Genomic DNA, 22,131 nt, shown 5'->3' on the forward strand with positions numbered 1-22,131 from the left:
TTAATAATTAAATGGGGTCGCAAAATCAAAAATAAGGGTAATGCTTGTATCACAGTTTAAATGTGCAACAGCTTAAGCAAAGAAATAGTTAAGTATAAATACTCATCGCAAAAGTGACACGCTCCCAAGCTATTTCTTTTTCCCTATCTTTTTGTGGCATTTGTAAGTTATTCATTTTTTTATGGTCACAATCAAGTATTGCATATAATTGTATCATAGTCTTGATAATGATTTAGGATTGCTATATAGCCATCCTAAATCATTTGTGAATTTCTTACTCCCTCCCCTTGATAAGGCGAGGGTTGGGGTGGGGTAAAAAGTTTACGACTCCCGCAAGGATTGCTATATGATCAATCAATTCAGCCAAATAAGTTTTCTAGGCATTAGCTACGGCGATATTAGTGGCTCTACAGATAGTCGGCAGATCAATAATAAACTGCGTTCCCTGCTCTGGCGTAGAAATACACTCCAATTGACCGCAGTGTTTTTCTATCAAAATTTTTCGGCTGATGGACAATCCCATGCCTGTACCTTTTCCTATGGGCTTAGTAGTAAAAAAGGGAGTGAAAAGTTTAGCACGAACTGTTTCTGTCATGCCCACACCATTATCAGCGATTGTTACCAGGATGTGGGAAGCCGAGTTCATGTTGTCATGCGAATTGCCGGGTATAACTTCAGTCCGAATCAAAATCTGGGGGTGAAAAACTGCACCATTTTCTCTACTTAGCCGCTCTTCTAAAGCATCTATAGCATTCGCTAAAAGGTTCATAAACACCTGATTGAGCTGACCGGCATAACAGTTCACAAGCGGCAATGCACCATAGTCTTTGATCACATTAATAGCGCGCCGATCAGACTTGGCTTTTAGTCGGTGCTGTAAGATCATCAAAGTGCTATTAATGCCTTCGTGGATATCTACTGATTTAATTTCAGTTTCATCTAACCGCGAAAAATTGCGTATAGAGTGAACAATATTGCGAATGCGTTCGATCCCTAACTGCATGGAAGAAAGCAATTTTGGTAAATCATCTATGATAAATGGTAACTCTGCATCTTCTATTTCATGGACAATTTCTGATTCGGGTTGCGGGTAATACCTTTGGTAGAGATTCAACATATTAATGAGTTCTTTAATATAGTCGTTGGCGTGGGAGAGATTGCCGTAAATAAAGTTAACGGGATTGTTGATTTCATGGGCGACACCTGCAACTAATTGACCTAGACTAGACATTTTTTCGCTTTGAACTAACTGAAGTTGTGTTTCTTGCAGTTCTTTGACAAAATGTTCTAAAGCAAGAGATTTTTGGTATTCTTTTTCTTGACTGATACGGAGTGCTTTCTCTACTTGTTCGCGCCGCTCTATTTCAGACTGCAATTTATGACTTAGAGAAAAACTTCTCAAAGCTGTTAGCATCGTAGTGTATAGCTTTGATGTCGTTAATTCAGTTTTAGTTTTATAGTCATTAATATCGTAATTGATAATAATGCTTTTTTCAGGTACTTGTCCGGGTTGACCCGTGCGTAAAATAATTCGCACTAACTGATTGCCTAAAAATTCTCGGACATATTTAACAAAGTTTAACCCAGCATCATCTGTTTCCATAATTACATCAAGTAAGATGATGGCAACATCAGGATTTTCTTGGATTAGCTCTTTAGCTTCACGAGCCGAGTAAGCATTAATGAAGGTTAAAGATTTGTTTTCAAAGACAAACTTCCTTAGTGAAATTTCGGTAGCGGTGTGAACTTGATCCTCATCATCTACAACTAAAATTTTCCAGCTTTCACTCAGTTTTTTCTCTGTGGTTTCCTCTGCAAACAATATCTCGTCATCCGAGTCGATTACTTCGGCAAAGAATACTGTTTCTGGAGATGGTTGATTTAACAAATCGTCAAAATCACTTTTCATTGCTGTACACCTTTATTTTTTACGGATTTTTTGGTTGAAAGTTAGAAAACCTGTTAAGAAAAAGGCAGAAGGGAGAAGCGTTACACAGCAACCTTTTCAGTCATTCTTATTTTACTTTTAATGAGGTAGACTTACTTAGTTATCTTTGCCAGGAAATCGGAATTGGAACTCTACATTTGTGCATCAATTTGCATGGGTAATTTAATAATAAACTTGGTTCCTCTTCCCACCTCACTTAGACATTCAATTTCACCTTTGAGTTTTTGGGTGACTAAATTGTAAACAATATGTAACCCTAACCCACTGCCACCTTGACCCCGCTTAGTGGTAAAGAATGGCTCAAAAATTTTACTTAAGTTTTCTGGGGGAATACCTTTACCTTCATCGGCATATTCAAACCTTAACCGATTACCTTCTTGCTCCCAAGCAAAGATTAGTTCCCCAGAAATCCCTGGTTCGTAGGCATGAATCAGAGAATTGATTAGCAAGTTTGTCACAACTTGGGACAAGGCTCCTGGATAAGAATCTATGGCAATTTTGCTATCTCCCTTAATTTTAAGCGAATGTTGGCTATTTTTCAACTTTGGTTTTAATTGTAATAAAATTTCATCAAGATAAGGTCGGATTTGGAAAGTGCGCCGTTCTTCGCTAGAGCGATCGACTGCTACTTGCTTAAAGCTTTGAATCAAGGCTGCCGCCCGATCTAGGTTAATTAGAAGTGACTTACTGCTTTGGGTAGCAATATCGACAAACTCTTCTAAATCCGAGCGCTTCATTTTGCCACTTTTATAAATAGATGCAAATTCGGTGGTATTTTCTGCTAAAGCTGAAGCAACAGTGACACCCACTCCGATGGGAGTATTAATTTCATGGGCAACACCAGCAACTAATCCTCCCAGAGATGCCATTTTTTCAGATTCGACTAGCTGAGTTTGGGTGGCTTTTAAAGCCTCTAGGGTGTTCGATAATTGTTGAGTACGATCGCTCACTAATTGCTCTAAGTTTTGATTAAACTCCTGTAAATTTTTGTAAAGTTGGGCATTCTCAATAGAAATAGCAATTTGGGCAGATAACAGTTTTAACAGCTCTAACCTATCGGTAGTAAAAGCCCCTTCAGTCAGGTTATTTTCCAAATAAAGAAGACCCGTCAGCTTACCTTGGTGTAGCAGAGGAGTACAAAGAATAGATTTTGGTTGAGTGGCTGCAATATAAGGATCGCGGGTAAATTGTCCTTCTTGAGTGGCATTATTTAACACCACATTTTCCTGAGTGCGAATCACATAATTGGCGATCGCACTTGCCAGCAAAGGAGTACCCCCAGAAGCTGCTGTTGGATTGAGAGGAAGCGATCGCAGCACGCTAACTTCATCCTCCTTCACCGAACCTTCCGCCTCAATCGCCCAGTTTCCCGCTTTTTCTAAAATCAAAAAACCTTTTTGTGCCCCCGCATTTTCGATCGCAATTTTCATCAATCTTTCCAGCAGCCGACTCAAAACTATTTCACCCGAAATCGCTTGGGAAGCTTTCATCACAGTAGTTAAATCTAACGTATCTGCCAAATTATTGCTAGTAGTCGCCGTCGTAGTTCGATTAACTTTAGTTTGAGTGGTTGTCTTCCCTGAAGTTCTCGCTATTAATTGGGGATATTTTTCCTCCAAACTCTCCACTTTACGTTGAGCACCCCAGTATTGGTAGCCATAGTGAGCTTTAGTCAAGTAGATTTGGGCAAATTCTTCTTTGTCTTTTGCCAACCAGAACTTAGCCGCAAGTTCCGCCGCCAGCGCTTCATTCTGAATAAAATCCTGCTCTCTCGCCTCAGCTATCGCGCGATCGTACAAATCCATCGCCTCCAAATCTCGACCTGAAATCCTCGCCATTTCTGCCGCCACTAGCAAGAATTTATGTGCGAAACTTTCCGAGCAGTTGTCCGCCCAAATTTTGATTTGTTTCTGATTAGCTTCTAATTGCTGCCAATAATCTTTTTGCTCCGATTCAGAAACTTCTGGATACAGAGCCGTTAAGATCAGACAACGGTAAAAATTATGGTGAGCACTAGAAATATGACCCATCAAATAATCGATCAGTTCAGCAGCGCTGTTCGATGATTCTAGCGCCTCACTATACAGTCCGTAAAGATATAAAGTCTGCGCTTTTAAAACATAAAACTCGCACAGCGCTGCCATACTTTTACGGCTTTGAAAATTTTCTAAATGCTGTTTTTCGCTAACTTCATCCTCTTCGCCCATCAAATTTAAAATTGCTATTTTATTAGCAACAATAATATCAATCGCCCATAAATTTTTAGTTTGCTCGCAAAAATGGAGCGACTTACCAATATCTTCCAAGAGATTATTCAAATTCATGCCTTGGAAGAAATAAGTAATAGTTTGAAACATCCGGTTATAACCTGTCCATTGCAAGTTACCAGATTGCAAGCCAACTTTATAACCTTCGTTATTAATTTCAGCCGTGGTTTTGAGCGGTCTCACCCAGCAGTTTAAGTAATTTGCAAATATCACACTATCTTGGCAGTTTTGAGACAAATTATTTGAATTTTCGCTGAGAGTCAGGGCGAGTCTGCCAAACTCATAAGCCGATTGGTAATCCCCTAAAATTGAATTTAGGATAATTCCATAACATGAATAACAGTAAGACCCTCCCGCTACAAAGCCGTACTTGAGAGAAAGGTTAATCGCTTTGATCACAGTCAACTTCCACAGTTCTTGAGATGAAAAGAACGTTAGCGGTCCCATGTTACCCAATAATTTCATGGCCATTTGTTGAGCCGGATCTTTCATCTTTTCTGCATTAATTAATGAAGCAATTTCTTGGTTTGCCAAATTGGCTTTAGCTGCCGCCATTTCCGCATTAACCGCCGCACTTAAATTATCTTCAGCCAAGTTTATGCCCAGCAATTGAAGGGCTTTTAATCCAGATTGAACTGCTGATTCATATTTACTCAGAAGAGTGTACTGCACGATCAAAATGTTGTAAAGTTCGGCTTTTTCTAGCTCAGATTTTGCCCGAGCAAATGCCAGTTCTATTAAAGCTTCTGATTCTTCAAAATTCCCGTTTAAATATTCGGCCTCTGCCAGCTCCTTATGAAAGGTAAAAGCTAGTTCATAGGAGTCTTGCCAAATATCGCCCGGTAGAATTTCTCGACCGAATTTTAAGTAGTCTCTGGCAGCAGCATAAGCCGTTGCATCTTTGGCTTTGCGAGCGGCTGTTAAATTTAAAATAGCTAGTTCAGTTTTCTCGTTATCATCAATGATTAAATTCCGACCCGAATTTAAATGATCGGCAATTTCAAAAATTCTTTCGGATCGTCGCTCAGGAGAAATATTTGCCAGTAACAGGCGACCAATTTGTAGGTGAATGGCTGTTTGCAACTTTGAGTCAATCAAAGCGTAACCTGACTGCTGCACGCGGTCATGCAAAAATTTATAAGTAGTAATTACCAGGTCGGAATTAATTATTTCTAATTCAGTCGCACCTAACTCAGAAGTAGTTAGAATCAATCCCTCTTGGATGGCTGGCAAGAGTTCTTGAAACGTGGCTCCCCAAGATTTCTCATTAATAATTGAGAGAGTGTTTAAGTCAAAACTATTACCCACGCAAGCCGCCAAACGCAAAACTTGCTGAGTTGCTACGGGCAGCTTTTTCAATTTTCCCAGCATCAATTCAATGACGTTATCAGTAATACCTACTGATTCAATTTCTGAAATATTCCAATCCCAGTTCCTTTGTTGAAAATTGAATTTCATCAGGTTTTCTTGATAGAGAGTTTTGAGAAACTGATTGACAAAAAAAGGATTACCTTGAGTTTTAGTGAGCACTAACTCTGCTAGCGGGAGCGCTGATTTTGTGTCTTTACGAACGGTATCAGCAATTAAGGTACTTATCTGCTGTAGGTGTAAGGGAGCTAAAGTAATTCGCTCGATTCTTGCACCTTGATTTTGCATCTCCTCTAAGGTCATCATTAAAGGATGAGATGGGTTAACTTCGTTGTCTCGATAAGCACCAATTAGAAATAAATATTTCGTTTGCTCATCTGCAATCATTACTTGTAGCAATTTCAATGTAGCAGAATCAGCCCATTGTAAATCGTCGAGAAAGATGACTAAGGGATAGTCAACTGAACAAAACACGCGGATGAATTTTTGAAATACTGAATTAAAGCGGTTTTGTGCTTCTGTAGCGCCTAATTCTTGTACGGCCGACTGTTTGCCAATGATTAATTCTACTTCAGGAATGACATCTACAATGATTTGACTATTAGCGCCAACAGCAGCTAATATTTTTTCTTTCCAGGTATTGAGTTGATTTTCGCTTTCAGTTAAGAGTTGTTTGACTAATGATTGAAAGGCTTTGACAACCGCCGCGTAAGGGATATTTCGTTGATATTGGTCGAATTTTCCGGCAATAAAATAACCTCTCGCTTTAGTAATTGGTTTATAAACTTCTTGTACTAATGCGGATTTTCCAATGCCCGAGTAACCGGATACTAGCATCATTTCGGTGCTGCCCCTGCTGACTCGCTCAAAGGCTGCTAATAAGGTTTCAACTTCGGTTTCTCTGCCGTAGAGTTTTTGAGGTATTTGAAACTTATCTGTAATATCTTTTTGGGCGATCGCAAAATCTGCAATTCCTCCCATAGTTTTTAATTGTTCTAGGCATTCTTCTAAGTCAGCGATAATGCCCCAAGGGCTTTGATATCTGGCTTCAGCGGTTTTCGCTAATAGCTTCATCACAATATTAGAAACAGCTTTAGGAATTGCTAGATTGATTTGATGGGGCGGTACTGCTTGTTTGGCAATGTGACAGTGGATTAATTCCATTGCATCGTTGTAATCCCATGGCAATTGCCCTGTTAGGAGTTCGTAAAAAGTAACTCCTAACGAGTAAAAATCAGTGCGGTAGTCTATCGCTCGGTTCATTCTACCTGTTTGTTCCGGCGATATATAGCTAAGAGTGCCTTCTAAAACATTAGGATTTTTAAGGGTAGGATTTTCGCGCTTTAAAACAGTAGAGATGCCAAAATCTATAATTTGAACCCGCCCTGTGGTTGAGTTAATAATAATATTGCTGGGATTGATATCTTTATGAATAATTTTATGCCGATGAATTTCACCTAAAGCTCTGGTTATTTTAATAGCTGTTAATAAAAACTCTTCTAAGGTAAGTTGGTGAGAAGCCAACAAGAGCTTTAATGAGTCTCCACCACAATCCTCGAAAATGATAGCCAAACTGTTATGGTATCTTTCTAAGCTGTAGGTTTTAGGAACACTTTCTAGGTTAAGATTGTGTGTAATTTCGTATTCCTGCTTGTATCTGACTAACGAAGCTGGCATCGGATAATCTTGTTTAAGAAATTTGAGAATTACCGATTGGTTGTCTTGCTTTCTCAGTCCCCGGTAAACTAAAGAATTATTACTTTCATGGATTTGGTTGGTAATGTCGTAGCCCGGTAAGTTAATCATTCTTACAGCCTCTTGCCAGTATTAATACTCAGTTGTTTTTTTAGAAAGTGTCAATATATTAAGTAGATGTATCCTCTAATACATAAACGATACCCTGAAACTTAAGAAAAGCTTAAAATTTAAAAGAAAAGTTATTTTTTCTTAATATTTCTTAAAAAGAAGACGGCTAAACATTCGCGTCAGCAGTGCGATCGCTGCACAGTTTCCTGCAAAATCCGGTAAAACAGAGTGAAGTGCGATCGCCGTTGAGCTTCCTAGGAGATTTGGGCGCTGCATAATTAGAGTATAAATATGGGGAATTACCATGTAATGAAAGCGATTGCAAATCACTCCATATAGCAATCCTTGGAGGAGTCGTAAATTTTTTACCCCACCCCAACCGTCCCCTTATCAAGAGGGGAGGGAGTAAGAAATTCACAAATTATTTAGGATTGCTATACATTACCTAAAATTTCAGGATATTCCAGTTCCTGCACTATTGATATCTTGATTCAGCAACGCCTCTTTTTCCTTCTTCGTTCAACATCCCATTACCAAGGATTGCCAATCATAGTAAAGGCTGCCCAATAATAAGGATGCGAAAGCACTCGATCGCCCCGCGCCGCAATTTCCGGAGGCAAAGTTAGACTCATAGAAAGCCCCTCGACTCGTAGCATCCCGTCTTGAATCCGCACGCGCCCCTGCAGCATCTCCAATTGCGCGCGCCGCAAAGCCTCCGCTTTAATCATCAAATTACTACCGCGTCTGGGGGTCCGCAACTGCCGATAAAACTCAGTCATCAGCCCCAAAGTCCCCTCATCACTGACTTCCCACAAACTCGCCAAAGCCGATTTAGCACCGCTAGCTACCGCCAAACCCGCAAACCCTAACTCCGCCTCTGCATCGCCCAAGGCGGTACTGCACGCGCTTAAAACTAACAGATTCACTGGCGGTTCATTCCATCGCAACTGCCGCATTTGATCGAGGCGCAATTTAGTATCCCACAACTGAATGTAAGAATTTTTTGGTTCCCCGGGCTGGAATTCGCTGTGAGTTGCTAAGTGAATGATACCAAAAGGCCGATTTGCCCGCTGAGCTTGCAAATTTCCGAGAGTAAAATCTTGATTCAAAAATGATTTTCCGCGATCGGGTGGCGCGATCGACTCTAACTCCACCGGTACCGCCGGTAATGGCGCTTTATCTTCAAATACCGACGCCCCCATTGCCAAAATTTCATCATCCGCAATATTGTCGTAGCCGATATCAGTTAAACTCAGACTCGGCATCACACTAATGCTGTATTTCTCAACTAAAAAGCCTTTGCCGTCGTGAAGGGCCGCAAACGGCACGCTCCGCAAACCTGCTGCCGGAATTACAATTAAATTATCAATCTTTAAAGCTGTCAATTCTGCGGCAACTGGTGCAATTAACCACCGATAAAGTTTTTGCGCCATATCCAAATAACTAATGCTGCTTCTTTTGCGGGGATTAGTTATTTCGCTTTGCAGGGCGTCGGCTAGTTGCAACACCTGCCAGCGCGTTGTCGCCGGAATTAAAACGCGCTGGGGTTGAGCGTTAGCTGTGACTAACACTAATTCTAAATAATCCCCATTAGGAACATCGAAAACTTCTTTGCCATCCGGCTGCAACCTCGGCGTCAACTTATCTTCTAAGACGCGAGGATACCCGGAGGTGAGGTTTTTTTTACCAGGCAAGAGATTAGATAAATCCTGACTTGCCACCCTTACAGAATCATTCTCTTTGGCCGCGCTTGCATCGGCTCTGCTGACCCAATTCATATAAATAATCGCCGACTTAATCCCAGTAATTTCTTCTTTTTTGCGAAGATTTTCGTAGATTACCGACATATTAGTAATCGGTCTTCTTGCGGGCAAGTCAAGATATTTTTCGTACTCGCGAGTAAAGGTGTTTTCAAATAATAAAACTCCCGAGTCTACCGAATCGAATCTGCGATAAGGAACCAAAATATCCGGGCTACTTGGGGAATTTTTGTCTCGACTTTGCGATCGCAATTCTACTTGCAAAGATGCAGGAAGTGACGGGGGAGGATCAGGATTTACGGGAACTACAGGCGGTGCGGGAATTGATGCGACAATTGGTGCAGCAATTGGTGCGGGAATTTGTGCGGGAATTGGTGCGGGAACTTGTGCGGGAATTTGTGCAGCAGGAGAGGGCGGGCCCGGTGTAATTAGGGAAATCTGATTTGGTAAACTTCCTTGCGTGTAAGTTTGTCCAAAAGAAAAAGTGGGCAAAATGGCGTTTCCCCTGCCAGCATTAATGCTTCCCCGGGTTCCATTATCGATCGCGCCGCCAACTACAAACGGTCGATCGATACCGCCTCCGTGGCCAATTGCGACTGCCCCCGCCCCCGCACCTCCGGCAGTAGAAATACTGGAAAAATTGCCCGATATATCGTTGAAAACACTGTTCGATCGAAACAAACCGAGGGTTGTCACATCAACGCTGCCGCCAGTGCCACCAGTGCCGCCTTGAGCGTTGATAAAGCCCAACTGAATATTACCTGTCGCGCTCAGCGAAACGCCCCCGCCGTTGCCGTTTGAAGTGCTGCTGGAGTTGAGATCGAGAGCCGAAATGCCCGCTTTCGAGGTGACAACAATATTTCCGCCGATCGCCCCCGAAGCGTTCAAAGCTCCCGCAGTTAAAGGCCCAGCATTGCTTTGGAGAGCGATCGCGCCTCCTGTTCCCGCCGATGACGAGTCGATCGCACCTGCTGCAACAGTATTCCCCTCAACCCGAATCCTCCCACCGTTCGAGGTAATATTGCCCGTCCGAACCTCGCGACTTCCTTGCAGATTCACGTTGCCGCCATCCGTCCTTAAATTACCCTCTAAGAGGACATTTGCTGCCTTGATATCGGCTCCGAAAGCGGCCGTGCTGTCCCCCCCGAAGGTAACAGAATCTCGCGCGTTAAGGCTCAAACTGCCGGCTGTAATTGTGGAAGCAGCCGTCACGCTAGCAGCATCAGCCGAGAGTCGGCCCAACCTCTGAGTTTGACCGACTAGACCGCCAAAAGTAATGTTGCCGCCAGCGCGCAGCGTCAAATTATTTGCTCGGCCCGGCCTGCTGTCGAGGGTATTGGCAAAAGCGATATTGCCGGTAGTGGTGGCTAGGGCGGCGCTGCGATCGACTGTGACGTTACTATTGAAATTCATGTCTCCAGATGTCGCAATATAGCCCGAAACCTGGGTACTGCCGGCGTTGACACTCAAACTCGCCAGCGGTGCAGCTTGACCGACTGTAGCGCCGAACAGCACTCGCTGAGCGTCTAGTCTCAGGGCGTGAGATCCGTCTAGGCTACCGGAGAACAGAATGTTGCCCGTAGCTTCCGTACTCAAAGCCACGTCCGCATTAAGGGATGCGTTTCCTGTAAAAGTGAGATCGCCGCCGGATGTCGCAATGTTGGCGTTGAGATCAGTTTGAGGCGCGTCGAGAGTCAAGCTAGCTCGGTCGCTTGTACTCAGGCGATTATTGATCGCGATCGACCTGCCTTGAAGTGTCAGCGGGCTGTTGAAGGTAATGGGTGCGACGATCGCGATCGACGAGGTGCTACCGTTTTCGCGCCCGATCGCGATCGAGCCGAAACCCCCTGCCAAAGAGCCGAGATCCGTTGCCGTCAAGTCCAAAATGCCCAAAATATCGCCGGTGCCACCGATCCGAATCGATCGGCTATCGTTGGGTTGCAAGCGAATTGTTCCCCCCGCACTGCTGACAGAATTGCTGCCGCCCCTAAAGTCAATGCCGTTAGCAGTGATAGCGATATTGCCGCCGTTAGCATTGAGTCCGCCCAGAGAGATGCTGCTGGCGAAAAAGTTGATGTTGCCACCTTGAGTCTCGATTAAATCCTTGGGGTCATTGACAAAAAACACTCCGCCGGATCTAAATGTTACGGTGTCTCCCGCGATCCCTTGCAGGGAAAGTTTGTTATCGGGCAAGTCTTGGAGGGTGATGTAGCCGGGGGTTTCTAGAACCACGTTGCTGCCGGCCGCCATCTGTTCCAACTGTACTTCTGAGATCGATGTTTCATTGGGTTCTGGTGCCGATTCGAGTTCCCCGCCAGTTGATCGCGCGCTGCTGTTACCGTTACCGCTGACGATCGTAATATTTGCCGGATCAAGGAACAAATTGCCGATCGCACCGTTAGTCGCGCGGGTATCGACCTCTCCTTGGAAAGTTAAAGCATTTTTGCCTGAAACTTCTACTCTGCCGCCATTACCTGCGGCGATGCCACCGCGAGCACTAATATTGCCGAAGAAGCGAGTTGTATTGTCTGACCAAATTACCGCAGTGCCGCCATTGCCACGGTCGATCGCGTTTGCTGCGATCGTAGAATCAGGACTAACGTATGTTACCAGTGCGTTTGGCACGGTTTCCATCCCCCGCCAACCGCCTCCGACGCGCACAGTACCTCCGCCGTTCGTCCCGGAAGCATTGATATTTGCGCCGAAGAGTCCGACTTTTTGCCCTAAAATATTGACTGTGCCGCCAGCATTCCCAGAAGGACCAAATACATTTACCGAACCCGAGACGATCGCACTTCCGGCAACTGTCGGCACTGTTTGGCCGCCAGTGAGTACCAATTGACCTTGTTCGTTAGTCGTTAAACCTGTGGCTGATGCTAAGCCGGGGCCCGTCAGCAACTGCGGTAAAGCTTGTGGGGCGATCGCCGATTTTTCTGACTGCAAAGACGGAGTAATTTCTAAACTCAATAAATTGCCGATTTGACTGATGCGGACTGCATTTTGTCCCGGAACAGCAGCCACAGTAATTTGACCGTTGGGAGCGGATAATTGTCCTGTATTAATAACAGTGCCACCGAGCAAACTTAAACTTTGCCCGCTGCCAACTGCCAAGTTTCCAGCATTGACAATTGCACCGACTTGTGAGTTATCAAAATTAAATTGATTGGGATTTCCCAGTAAAGCTTTGTAATCATTAATTCCGCTCGAATTAAACCAGCGGTCGCCGAAGCCAATACCTGTAGCCGTTGTCGCAAAAAAAGACCCCGGCACGTTTAATCTAGCATTTTGACCGAAGACAATTCCCGCCGGATTCATTAAAAATAAATTTGAGTTGCCGCCGCTGATCGATATCAGACCGTTAATGACGGAAACATCGCCGCCGGAAATCCGCCCTAAAATATTTTGAATATTTGGATTAGTTAGAAAATTAGCTATTTGACCTTCGCTGAGATTAAATTGGCTGAAGCTGTGAAAAAGATTTGCCCCATTTCCTGACAGTTGCCCGCCGCTAATGTCTGTGCGATTTTGCTCGGATTTAACAACAGTATTAGTGCCGTCATTTGCAGGAACGATAGGTTGCGATCGCACTGCTAGCGGTAGCAGCCAAAAACCTAATGTCAAAATTAGAGCAGAACGAAAATAGGTCATTGGAGGAAGCCATTAGTCATTAGTCATTATTCATTAGTCATTAGTCATTAGTCATTAGCCGGAAGGATGAGGGAATTCAGAAAAGCCAATTCCCGATTACCAATTCACATCTATTGTAGTTTTGATTTTTTTTTGAGCTGTAATGTTCCGTCCCAGTGCCAATAAACTTAAAAAGGTCGATCGAACACCGCCACCGCCGGGGGTCGATCGACCTTGCACGCACATGGCATCAGTCGATCGCACTCCGAAAGCACCCGTTGCCAGAATGTCGGAAATTTAATGCAGATTTTATATTTATCTGTCGCAGGTATCTTGACAAAATGCCCTCAAAACCTTATGATTTCAGCACTGATTGGGTGGGACGGCAAAACCCCCCAAAATAACTGGCTGCTCTAATGAAGTTAAAAACAAAATATTGATGCTTTTAGAGACCAACCATGCAAACTCCAACTTTCCCCTTTCTAACGGAACAAATAGTTGAGCAGATATTTTCGTCAGGCGAACTGACTCGCAATGACAGACAAAGAATTCAGTCAATGCTGTTGAATGAGTCGATCGGCGAAAATGAATTGAGCTTAATTGAAAGAGTCCTGGAAGGCGTAGTCAAGCGAATACTTGACGTGCTCAATTAGTTAAGAACGGGCGATAACCTCTCTAATTTTAGGAGGCGCCATCTGCAACTTACCCTAATTTTAAATAATAAAATCGAAAATCGAAAATCGAAAATTCTATCACCGTTCTAAAAATCATCAGCCGAGTCGTCATCCGAACTCTCGTCGCGACGCACAAGTTCTGAAGGAGGCCTATCGCTACTCCAGGCCCACCACACGCCGCCACACTGGCAGCGGTAAAATTCTTGCCACTTGCGGCGGTTGAACTCGGTGTATACTGGCGATCGGCGATTAATCCAGACCTCAGCGGCATCCGTACAGCTAGCACCGCACTGGGGACAGCAAAACTCATTAGCGTGAACCGCCGTCGCAGTCCATTCAGGAGGATGTGGAGCAAAAGCTTCCATGTGTTAGAGTTTCTATCTAAACTGCTGGTAATTACGGCAAATCAAGGGTTGCTAAAGATCCGCCAACTTCGGAATGACCTAAGCAATGACATAAGTACGCTGTTGAGTGCGTAATTCATCTGCCCGTTATTTTTTTTAGTATTTGCCGTCAGATGAATAGTATAACTGATGTGGTGCAAACCGTCGATCGGCATTCTCAACTATTTCAAGGACTAGGCTCATGTCTATCTACAATCTTATCTCGTTTCTGGGCATTTTTGGCTTATGTGCGATCGCCTGGATTTTTTCAGAAAACCGACAGTCCAAGTATATTCCCTGGCGCGTCATCATCTGGGGTATTGGGCTGCAATTAGTCTTGGGATTTTTAGTATTCCTGTTCCCCCCAACTCGCATCGCCCTAGAGTGGTTTACTGGCTTACTGGATGGAGTATTCACCGCTGCTGACGCCGGGGCGAGATTTGTATTCGGTAAAAACATTGTACCAATACCCGGTCAAGACCCGCCAGTTAATTTAGGATATATTTTCGCCTTTCGAGCTTTACCGACAGTCATCTTTTTTTCGGGCCTCATGGCTTTGCTATACAACATCGGCGTGATTCAAATTGTCACTGAAGTTTTTGCCAAAATATTTTATATGACAATGCGGTTGAGCGGCGCGGAAGCCCTCAGCGGTGCGGCTAATATTTTCGTAGGAATTGAAGCTGCCATTGTGGTCAAGCCTTATTTACCACAAATGACTCGTTCCGAACTTTGTGCAATCCTCTCTTGCTGTTTTGGAACCGCAGCTTCTTCAACTTTAGCAATTTATGTCAGTTTTCTCAAGCCAGTTTTTCCCAATATTTTAGGGCATTTAGTTTCCGCTTCAATTATCGCCATTCCCGCTTGTTTTGTCCTCTCCAAAATTTTAGTACCTGAAACAGGCGTACCCGTGACAATGGGTGGCATTCCCAAGGAAGAGCGAAAGCCTAAAGGCCGCGAGTTTGTGGGCGAAGAAATTTCGGACATGGATCGCGAAGAATTCAAACAAGAGACTGTTGGGGGAGAACCCATCGAACGAGTCAGCCCTCTCGATGCAGCGATAATTGGTGCATTGGACGGGGTAAAGATGTCAGTGGCAATTGCCGCTGTTTTGATTTTAATCTTAGGTTTAGTTTCCTTAATAAATCAATTCTTTGGCTGGCTGGCAATTTTGCCATACCCAATTGGTGGCTTTTTCAAAGTTGTAACCTTAGCCAACATTATGGGATTTTTATTTTATCCCCTGACGCTATTAACAGGAGTCTTTCTTGACGACTCTTGGCAAGCCTCGGTAATCATCGGTCGTAGGTTGTTAGAAACAGCCATTCCGCCCTATCAAAGTTTAGCAGAAGCATCGGCAAAAGGACTCGTGAGCGATCGTACAGTTTTAATTGTCAGTTACGCTCTTTCCGGCTTCGCCCACTTAGCCTCCGTCGGCATATTTGTTGGTGGCACAATTGCCCTAATTCCATCTCGCCGCAAAGACATTTCCGAACTTGGTTGGAAAGCATTATTTGTCGGCACTTTAGCGACAATGATGATCGCTTGCATCGCCGGCACCTTCGACACCGGAGACGCCAGCATTTTAGGCGCTAAAACAGCCCCTGCTGCACCGCTAACAGCCCCTGATTCTCAAAAACCGCCATCCCCAGCCGCGAATTCAAAGCCGTCAGTTGCCCCAGCAATTGCCAGTCCGAAGCCTTCTGCTAATACCGAAAAAGCAGCTCCGCGATCTCAAGAATCTCCCTCTCCTGCCTCCAAGAAAAACCCTTAAATGAGCTACTGGAAAAGGACACGGCACGGCCGTGTCCCTACAGATTAGACTCTGCAAGCATTCCCAAACTATCTGGAAATAGTCTGCGTTTATCTGCCTTAAATCTGCGGTTGAGATATTAATCAAAAAATTATGCAAGAGGTCTAATTACCAAGAATGAATAACCAATAATCAATAACCAAATCCCCCAAAAATTATGAACCCCGACCCAGAAATTCGCCGCCTGTTAGATGTGATGCCTGCTTCCGGCCGCATGACGTGTAAAATTATTAATAAGCCACAACAATCAACAGTAATTGACTGCGACTTTCCTTTACCTTGGAATCAATCTCGCCCGATTTATATTAATTTTGATTCTTGGCGGCTGCTATCTAAGCCGCAGCGGGATTTACTAATCTTGCGGAATGTAAGTTTTCTGTGCAATGTTAAGTGGTTTAAACCGGATATTTATCAAGGTGCGGCTCTGGCGGGAATTGTCGGGACTGCTGTAGAATTGTTGCAGGGAGATGCGATCGGCACTGCGATCGCGGGCGGTTTGACAGGACTGGCCATGACTCGAATTTGGCGCGACAACCGCAGTTCCCAAGTAGAGTTAGATGCTGACGAAGCGGCGATTAGAGTAGCGGGAAGGCGTGGTTACAACGAAGCGGAAGCGGCCGGACATTTGCTTTCGGCGATCGAGGCTGTGGCGCAGATAGAAAAGCGCAGTTTGGATTTTAACGAGTTGATTCGGTGTCAGAATTTAAGGGCGATATCGGGTATCTCGGCGGTGGGCGTGCCCGATAGTATTAGGAAAGATTGAAAAAAACCTTGATATAATCAAGACGAAAACCCATAAAATCCCCAACTATGTTAATCCTCCCCAAACGGGAAAACCTAGGCGATACTCTACCTATAGAAGGAGCTATCTGAATTGAATTAGTGGAAGGCATACCGATTTTTAAAGCCTCCACCGCTGTCAAAAATCTCCTCCAAGAAGTGTTGGACAAACAACAAACTTTGCCCCTACATCCTGGCGAAGAACAAGAACTCCATCTTTACGAAGAAATCGACGATTACCTCAGTTTTGTCAATCGGATTATCCGCAATATTTTGTTGGGGCGGATTTAGCCTACTGTGTAGAAATGTGAGCTCGCCGTCACATCCCTGAAAATATCCAAAATCAAGTTCCTCAGAGATCAAAAGGTCTGTGCGAATATTGTTATGCCTCCGAGTCATAAATTTATCTATAGATATCCCTAGTCGATCGGACTGTCGTTGCGGGCGATCGCCAAATCAAGAACAATGATAAACTTGATATTCATATCCATCCACCGCAGGCAACTCGCGCGATTCAACCTGACATTTTTGTGCTTTTAGATTGACAGGTGCGCGAAAATTAACCAACCACAAATCAAGCGGATGTTCTAATTGAGTGAGTGTTTTCTCAAGTGTCCCTGCCGCTATTTCCGGCCCATCCCTTCTCTGATTAGCCAAAAGAAACAGCGGAGAATCAAAGGCTTTAACTTCTTCTTTCTTCCTAACATCCGTTACATCCGCTACAAAATTCGTTGCCGAACTTCTTTCCCATTCCCACCCTATCCCCATCAACTCTCCTATTTCTACATGAGTCTTTTGAGTAGTGGCAATTAACACGGGAACTTTCGAGACTTCGCGGATAATCGGAATTAAAAGGTCGGGTTTGTAATATTTGCGATAGCCGAGATTAGAATTTACTGTGACTCCGCTTGCAAAACCCATTACTAAAATTAGCACCACTGCTTTTTTGCCAGCAATTTCCACAGGAGGTAAATTAAACCATTGACTTTTTGCTGTAGGTGTGTTAAAAATAACCGCCAAGGTTGCTCCAAAAAGCAATATCACGCCTGGAAAGTAGACGAAATTGTATCGTGCGCCGCGAGTTAGGTCAATCCCTAGAATATATGCAAAGCTGAAAAATAGGAAAATTGCTCCTAGCACAAATCCGCCAAAAATAACAGTACCTAAACGAGTATCAGGTGTTGTTAAGGAATTTTTAAGAGCGCTAAACAGGATGGGAAGCACCAATATAAAAAATACTGTCATTGCGATCGCCGATACAACTACTACTGCCAAATTTGGCGATTCCACCGGCAGCAGAGACATGACAGTGATCCATCCAGCTAAAGCTTGAATAATCGGATTGATCCCATCTAAAAATGTGCGATCGCCACTGACGATCCAATTAGTTAATTCGCTGCCGTATTTATTTGACAAAAATATCGGCAGCCAAACTAAACCGCCTGCTAAAGTGCCGAGGGCTACTGCTAAAAGCCGCCAGAGGATTTGAAATTGCCAAATATTAGGCTGCTGGCTGTTGGAAATTGGCAACTTTCCATTAAACTGCTGCCAGATAACAGCAATTAATGCTATTGCTTCGGCACACAAAGTCAGTGCAAAAAAGTAGTGAGCCGCAATTCCCAAACAGTTAACAACTACCCAAAGCAACACAGCCCAAATAGGCAGGGGAGCGCGCTGTTGCAGCTTTTTTGCAGCTAAGGCGAGGCAAAAAAGAGAGGAAATAACTAATAAGATTCCTAAAGTGTAATGGCGAGCTTCTTGAGCGAGGTAAATGCCGTAGGGAGAAACGGCCATCATCGCGGCCGCACATTGACCGACTAAACGAGAACTGAAAGCAAATTTGCCCAAAAAGTAGATAGCTGGAACTGAAATCACGCCCAATAATGCAGGAAGAGCTCGCCCAATCCAAACTAAACTATCCTCGGTCGGCTCAAACAGTTCCATCCACCAGTGGGCGAGCATAAAATACACTGGTGGATGATTGCTTTCTAGCAGCAAATGATTGAGGACATCTGGAATGCCAGCACCGGGATTAAATTGCAGCGGTTGTAATAATGTAGAAAGGTCGATCGCGCGATCGAGGGGCACCCCTCTAAAACTGTTGCCCAAACTAAAAACTAGAGTCGAAAACTCGTCCGTCCACAGCGGTTTCGAGTCCAAATTGGCAAAGCGCAAAATAAAGGCGATCGCCGTCCACAGAAATAGTAACAACAGTTGTTTGTTCTTAAGCATTAATTCAGTGATTCAAAATCATAGGAAAGAAGAGGCATTAGTCATTAGTTATTAGCCATCGGTCATTTTATCAATTATCAATTCCCAAATACGCATTACCTAATTCACATCCGTCACCCGCCAACTCAGCTTCATATTTATCCAGAAATTCCACAGAGTCACAGTGGCGATGGCGATTAAATTAGCCAAATATTTGTTGATTCCAAAAACCTTGAATAGCAAATTAAACAGCAGCACATTCAAAATCAAACCCATCAAGCAAATCGTATTAAATTTCAACAGCCGTTTCAATCGCTGGCGCTTTCTTGGTTGCAGCTTAGAAATGTCCCCAAAAGTCCACAAGTCATTCCACAAAAAGTTACTGAGAATTGCCAATTCAGCAGCAACGATCAGACTGCCATTCACCTGCAAATTGAGGATATCCGACAGCACGTACAAAACCCCCATATTCACAAACACGCCGCTGAAACCCACAATACCAAACCGCAGAAACTTACCCATCGGCCAGCGGGCAAACCGCAACCGAAGCAAATGTCGCAAATACTCAATATACTGTTTCCAGGTAACTTTGCTCTCGCCTTCTTGCCGCTCCTGAAACACGTAACCAACTTCTCCAATCCAGCGAATGTCGCCCCTGCCGAGCACTTCAATCAATATTTTGTAACCAGCAGGATTCATGGTTTTGCCGGCTATGCAAGTGCGACGCACCATAAAATACCCGCTCATCGGATCGGAAACTCGGCCAACCACTCCCGGCAGGAGCACCAAGCCCACGGTTTGAGCGCCCCGCGATAAAAATCGCCTGACAACGCTCCAGTCGCTCACCCCGCCCTCGCCCACATGGCGGCTCGCAGTCGCCAAATCGGCTCCCCGCTGAATTTCTGCTAAAAGCTGCAACAGCGTCTCCGGGGGATGCTGCAAGTCGGCATCGATGACGCCCAAAACCTCGCCCCGAGCCGCCTGCCACCCGCGAATTACTGCTGTGGAAAGTCCCCGCTCGTGTTCCCGGCGCATCACCCGCAATTGCGGATATTCGGGTGTCAGGGACAGGGCCACTTCCCAGGTGCGATCGGGGCTGTTGTCATCCACTACAATTAATTCGTAGTTGCCGGGAATACAGCCATCGAGCAAGTGGCTCAATTTTTCCACAAGAGTTTTGACATTCTTGCACTCGTTGTAGGTGGGAATGACCAGGGAAAAATAAATTGGCGGTGTGTCGCCGTCTGTAAAAGTGGAACCGAAAGTCTGTACGGCAGGAATTTGCAAAGGCCCAGACGGCACTGGCAAGAGGTGATTTGCTTGGTTGATGCCCATAATTTCAGTTCGCAGAAAATAAAGGATGGTTTTGTAAGACTTGAGATTGTAAAATATCGTTCCTCCATAATTGATTAGTTAAAATATAAAAATGCCTTAATTCTAGTCAGTAATTCTGTAATTGAGTTAAAAAGAAAACTGTGGATGCAATTCTCGATCGAGCTTTACAAGGTTATAACATCTCTACCGCAGAGGCCTTGGTTCTTTTGCAGCAAAGAGATCCCGATGCGCGAGCTTCTATTCAAACAACCGCTGACTTGCTCCGCCGCCGACAATCAGGGGATACTGTCACCTACGTTATCAATCGGAATATTAATTTTACTAACATTTGCGAGCAGCATTGCAGTTTTTGTGCATTCCGCCGCGACGAGGGAGATGAGGGCGCTTTTTGGTTAGATGCAGCTCAAATTCAGGAAAAGGCAACTGATGCAGTGCAGCGAGGTGCAACGGAAATTTGTATGCAGGGCGGCTTAAATCTTCAAGCTAAGCTGAACGGCGCATTTTTACCTTATTATCTGCAATTGGTGAAAACCATTAAGGATAAGTTTCCTCAGTTACACTTGCACGCTTTTTCGCCCCAAGAAATAGAATTTATTGCCAGAGGAGATAATCTTAGTTTCAGCTATGTAATTTCGGCTTTGCGGGATGCGGGAGTGGGTTCGATGCCGGGAACGGCGGCGGAAGTTCTCGACGATTCTGTGCGACGGGTGATTTGCCCGGAAAAACTAAATTCGGCAACTTGGCTGGAAATTGTGGGAACTGCTCACCGTCTGGGTTTGCCAACAACGAGTACGATGCTTTGCGGGCATATTGAGACGGCCCAACAGCAGGTTTTGCATTTAGAAAAAGTACGATCGCTCCAACAAACTGCGATCGACCAAAACTATGGGGCACGCATTACAGAATTTATTTTACTACCCTTTGTCGGGCAAGAAGCACCTGCTCCTTTGCGGAGTCGAGTTGGCCGCGACCAACCAATTTTAGCAGATACATTGTTACTCACCGCTGTATCGAGAATCTTCTTAGGCAATTTGATTTCCAATCACCAACCCAGTTGGGTAAAATTAGGTTTAGATGGAGCTACAGAAGCGCTGAAATGGGGCTGCAATGACATCGGCGGTACATTGATGGAAGAGCACATTACAACGATGGCCGGTGCGCTTGGAGGCAGTTGTCAATCTGTCGAAGATTTGCAAAATGCGATTCGTTCTTTGGGGCGGGATTATCAGCAAAGAGATACAATTTATCGACCTTTAGGGGTTGACAATTTGGCAGTAAGTGTGTGATTTTTTGGATGCGAAGTGCGAAGTGCGTAACGTCTCCTACGAGTTTAGCCGTTAGCGAAGCCCTCGGAGAGGATCGCACTTTCAAATTCTTCTAGCGCTTGACAACTTCCCACCTGTAAAGCACGTTCTACCGCAGTGGGGATAAGTTGTGCGATCGCGATTTCTGGAAAATTCGGGCTAATATCCGATTCTACATACTCTCCATCTTGCAGCAAATAAATGCGAAGTCTGCCGCTGTCATAAACCCATACTTCTAGAACTCCAATAATTTTATAGGCATCGATCGTAGTTTTAGAAGTAACATCCGTCTCAATTGCCAAATCGGGCGGCGGATCGTCGGGTTGCAGTCGGCGGCAGCCGATCATCTGTTGATAATTTAGAATGTAAAAGCAAGCATCAGGCTCAACTCCTGCTGCACCTTCCCGTTTGAAAGTAGTAGAACCAAAGGGTTCATATCTTCTGCCCGCAGACTTCAGTAATTTTTTTACAATATCGGAAATTAAATCTTTCGGAATTTCCCGATCTAGTAAGGGAACCATAATTTCTAAGGTACTGTTGCTGTAGGCAATTCTGCTTCTTCGTTTTTCCCCTAATTCCTGCAAAATCGACTCAAATTCCAGCCAACTTACATTTGGAATAGTTACGACACTACCGGGAGTAAGCTCGATCTGGCTAACAGGTTTGAGCACGGGGGTGATAACAATCATAAGCTGAATAGGGAGCTAGTTGTTAAGTTTGTGCCAAGGGCAGGCAAGATGCCTACCCCACAAGAGTTTTTGGATATATCTGTTGAGTTTAAGCTGATACGCAGCTAGATTGTATAATATAAATATAAAATAAGCGCTCATTAGTTATAATGTATGCCAGCCAAAA

General features: G+C 44.3%; 13 protein-coding genes. 6 read left to right on the plus strand and 7 right to left on the minus strand.

What is annotated here, in order from left to right; genetic code table 11:
• Positions 1-376: 376 nt before the first annotated feature.
• The 3 genes from QT996_RS25325 to QT996_RS25335 all read right to left on the minus strand — a co-directional run bounded on the left by QT996_RS25325 (position 377) and on the right by QT996_RS25335 (position 12,797).
• Positions 377-1,909, minus strand: a complete 1,533-nt coding sequence (locus QT996_RS25325; RefSeq protein WP_333049961.1) for an ATP-binding protein — start codon at positions 1,907-1,909, stop codon at positions 377-379.
• A 170-nt stretch (positions 1,910-2,079) separates the two neighbouring features.
• A complete protein-coding gene (locus QT996_RS25330) occupies positions 2,080-7,389 on the minus strand; it encodes an ATP-binding sensor histidine kinase (protein ID WP_333049963.1) in 5,310 nt (1,769 codons plus the stop codon).
• 530 nt (positions 7,390-7,919) lie between these two features.
• Positions 7,920-12,797, minus strand: coding sequence for a CHAT domain-containing protein (locus QT996_RS25335; protein ID WP_333049965.1), 4,878 nt, complete (start codon positions 12,795-12,797; stop codon positions 7,920-7,922).
• 142 nt (positions 12,798-12,939) lie between these two features.
• Here QT996_RS25335 and QT996_RS25340 point away from each other — a divergent pair, with 142 nt between their 5' ends.
• Both QT996_RS25340 and QT996_RS25345 read left to right on the plus strand, forming a co-directional pair.
• Positions 12,940-13,077, plus strand: coding sequence for a hypothetical protein (locus QT996_RS25340; RefSeq protein WP_333049966.1), 138 nt, complete (start codon positions 12,940-12,942; stop codon positions 13,075-13,077).
• A gap of 157 nt (positions 13,078-13,234) precedes the next feature.
• Positions 13,235-13,429: a hypothetical protein gene (locus QT996_RS25345; protein WP_333049968.1), complete on the plus strand. Its 195-nt coding sequence runs from the start codon at positions 13,235-13,237 to the stop codon at positions 13,427-13,429.
• 107 nt (positions 13,430-13,536) lie between these two features.
• On the opposite strand, the gene QT996_RS25350 is transcribed toward QT996_RS25345, so the two are convergent.
• Positions 13,537-13,815: a hypothetical protein gene (locus QT996_RS25350; RefSeq protein WP_333049969.1), complete on the minus strand. Its 279-nt coding sequence runs from the start codon at positions 13,813-13,815 to the stop codon at positions 13,537-13,539.
• Positions 13,816-14,035: 220 nt separating this feature from the next.
• On the opposite strand from QT996_RS25350, the gene QT996_RS25355 reads away from it, so the two are divergent.
• The 3 genes from QT996_RS25355 (at position 14,036) to QT996_RS25365 (ending at position 16,717) form a co-directional block, all read left to right on the plus strand.
• Positions 14,036-15,607, plus strand: a complete 1,572-nt coding sequence (locus tag QT996_RS25355) for a nucleoside transporter C-terminal domain-containing protein (protein ID WP_333049971.1) — start codon at positions 14,036-14,038, stop codon at positions 15,605-15,607.
• A 196-nt stretch (positions 15,608-15,803) separates the two neighbouring features.
• A complete protein-coding gene (locus tag QT996_RS25360) occupies positions 15,804-16,409 on the plus strand; it encodes a DUF3318 domain-containing protein (protein WP_333049973.1) in 606 nt (201 codons plus the stop codon).
• A 119-nt stretch (positions 16,410-16,528) separates the two neighbouring features.
• Positions 16,529-16,717 (plus strand): hypothetical protein, encoded by a 189-nt coding sequence (locus QT996_RS25365; protein WP_333049975.1) that lies wholly within the window; start codon positions 16,529-16,531, stop codon positions 16,715-16,717.
• Between the two features lie 165 nt (positions 16,718-16,882).
• On the opposite strand, the gene QT996_RS25370 is transcribed toward QT996_RS25365, so the two are convergent.
• Together QT996_RS25370 and QT996_RS25375 are read right to left on the minus strand one after the other, a co-directional pair.
• On the minus strand, positions 16,883-18,658 hold the full coding sequence (locus QT996_RS25370; RefSeq protein ID WP_333049976.1) for a glycosyltransferase family 39 protein: 1,776 nt from the start codon (positions 18,656-18,658) through the stop codon (positions 16,883-16,885).
• A gap of 99 nt (positions 18,659-18,757) precedes the next feature.
• Complete coding sequence (locus QT996_RS25375) at positions 18,758-19,972, minus strand: glycosyltransferase (protein ID WP_333049977.1); 1,215 nt, start codon at positions 19,970-19,972, stop codon at positions 18,758-18,760.
• 140 nt (positions 19,973-20,112) lie between these two features.
• Between QT996_RS25375 and cofH the strand changes: the two genes are divergently transcribed.
• Positions 20,113-21,258 carry a 7,8-didemethyl-8-hydroxy-5-deazariboflavin synthase subunit CofH gene (cofH, locus tag QT996_RS25380; RefSeq protein ID WP_333049978.1) on the plus strand — a complete coding sequence of 382 codons (1,146 nt, stop codon included), beginning with the start codon at positions 20,113-20,115 and terminating at the stop codon, positions 21,256-21,258.
• Between the two features lie 44 nt (positions 21,259-21,302).
• On the opposite strand, the gene QT996_RS25385 is transcribed toward cofH, so the two are convergent.
• Positions 21,303-21,965, minus strand: coding sequence for a Uma2 family endonuclease (locus QT996_RS25385; RefSeq protein WP_333049979.1), 663 nt, complete (start codon positions 21,963-21,965; stop codon positions 21,303-21,305).
• Positions 21,966-22,131: the final 166 nt, after the last annotated feature.

The organism is Microcoleus sp. S13C4 (assembly GCF_036700865.1).
In the GTDB taxonomy this organism is placed as follows: Bacteria; Cyanobacteriota; Cyanobacteriia; order Cyanobacteriales; family Microcoleaceae; genus Microcoleus.

Bases quoted from the DNA above. Each gene is read 5' to 3' on its own strand.
- QT996_RS25385 (WP_333049979.1), bottom strand. From the start codon at position 21,965: ATGATTGTTATCACCCCCGTGCTCAAACCTGTTAGCCAGATCGAGCTT.
- QT996_RS25350 (WP_333049969.1), bottom strand. From the start codon at position 13,815: ATGGAAGCTTTTGCTCCACATCCTCCTGAATGGACTGCGACGGCGGTT.
- QT996_RS25340 (WP_333049966.1), top strand. From the start codon at position 12,940: ATGTTCCGTCCCAGTGCCAATAAACTTAAAAAGGTCGATCGAACACCG.
- QT996_RS25335 (WP_333049965.1), bottom strand. From the start codon at position 12,797: ATGACCTATTTTCGTTCTGCTCTAATTTTGACATTAGGTTTTTGGCTG.
- QT996_RS25375 (WP_333049977.1), bottom strand. From the start codon at position 19,972: ATGGGCATCAACCAAGCAAATCACCTCTTGCCAGTGCCGTCTGGGCCT.
- QT996_RS25345 (WP_333049968.1), top strand. From the start codon at position 13,235: ATGCAAACTCCAACTTTCCCCTTTCTAACGGAACAAATAGTTGAGCAG.
- QT996_RS25355 (WP_333049971.1), top strand. From the start codon at position 14,036: ATGTCTATCTACAATCTTATCTCGTTTCTGGGCATTTTTGGCTTATGT.
- QT996_RS25330 (WP_333049963.1), bottom strand. From the start codon at position 7,389: ATGATTAACTTACCGGGCTACGACATTACCAACCAAATCCATGAAAGT.
- QT996_RS25370 (WP_333049976.1), bottom strand. From the start codon at position 18,658: ATGCTTAAGAACAAACAACTGTTGTTACTATTTCTGTGGACGGCGATC.
- QT996_RS25325 (WP_333049961.1), bottom strand. From the start codon at position 1,909: ATGAAAAGTGATTTTGACGATTTGTTAAATCAACCATCTCCAGAAACA.
- QT996_RS25360 (WP_333049973.1), top strand. From the start codon at position 15,804: ATGAACCCCGACCCAGAAATTCGCCGCCTGTTAGATGTGATGCCTGCT.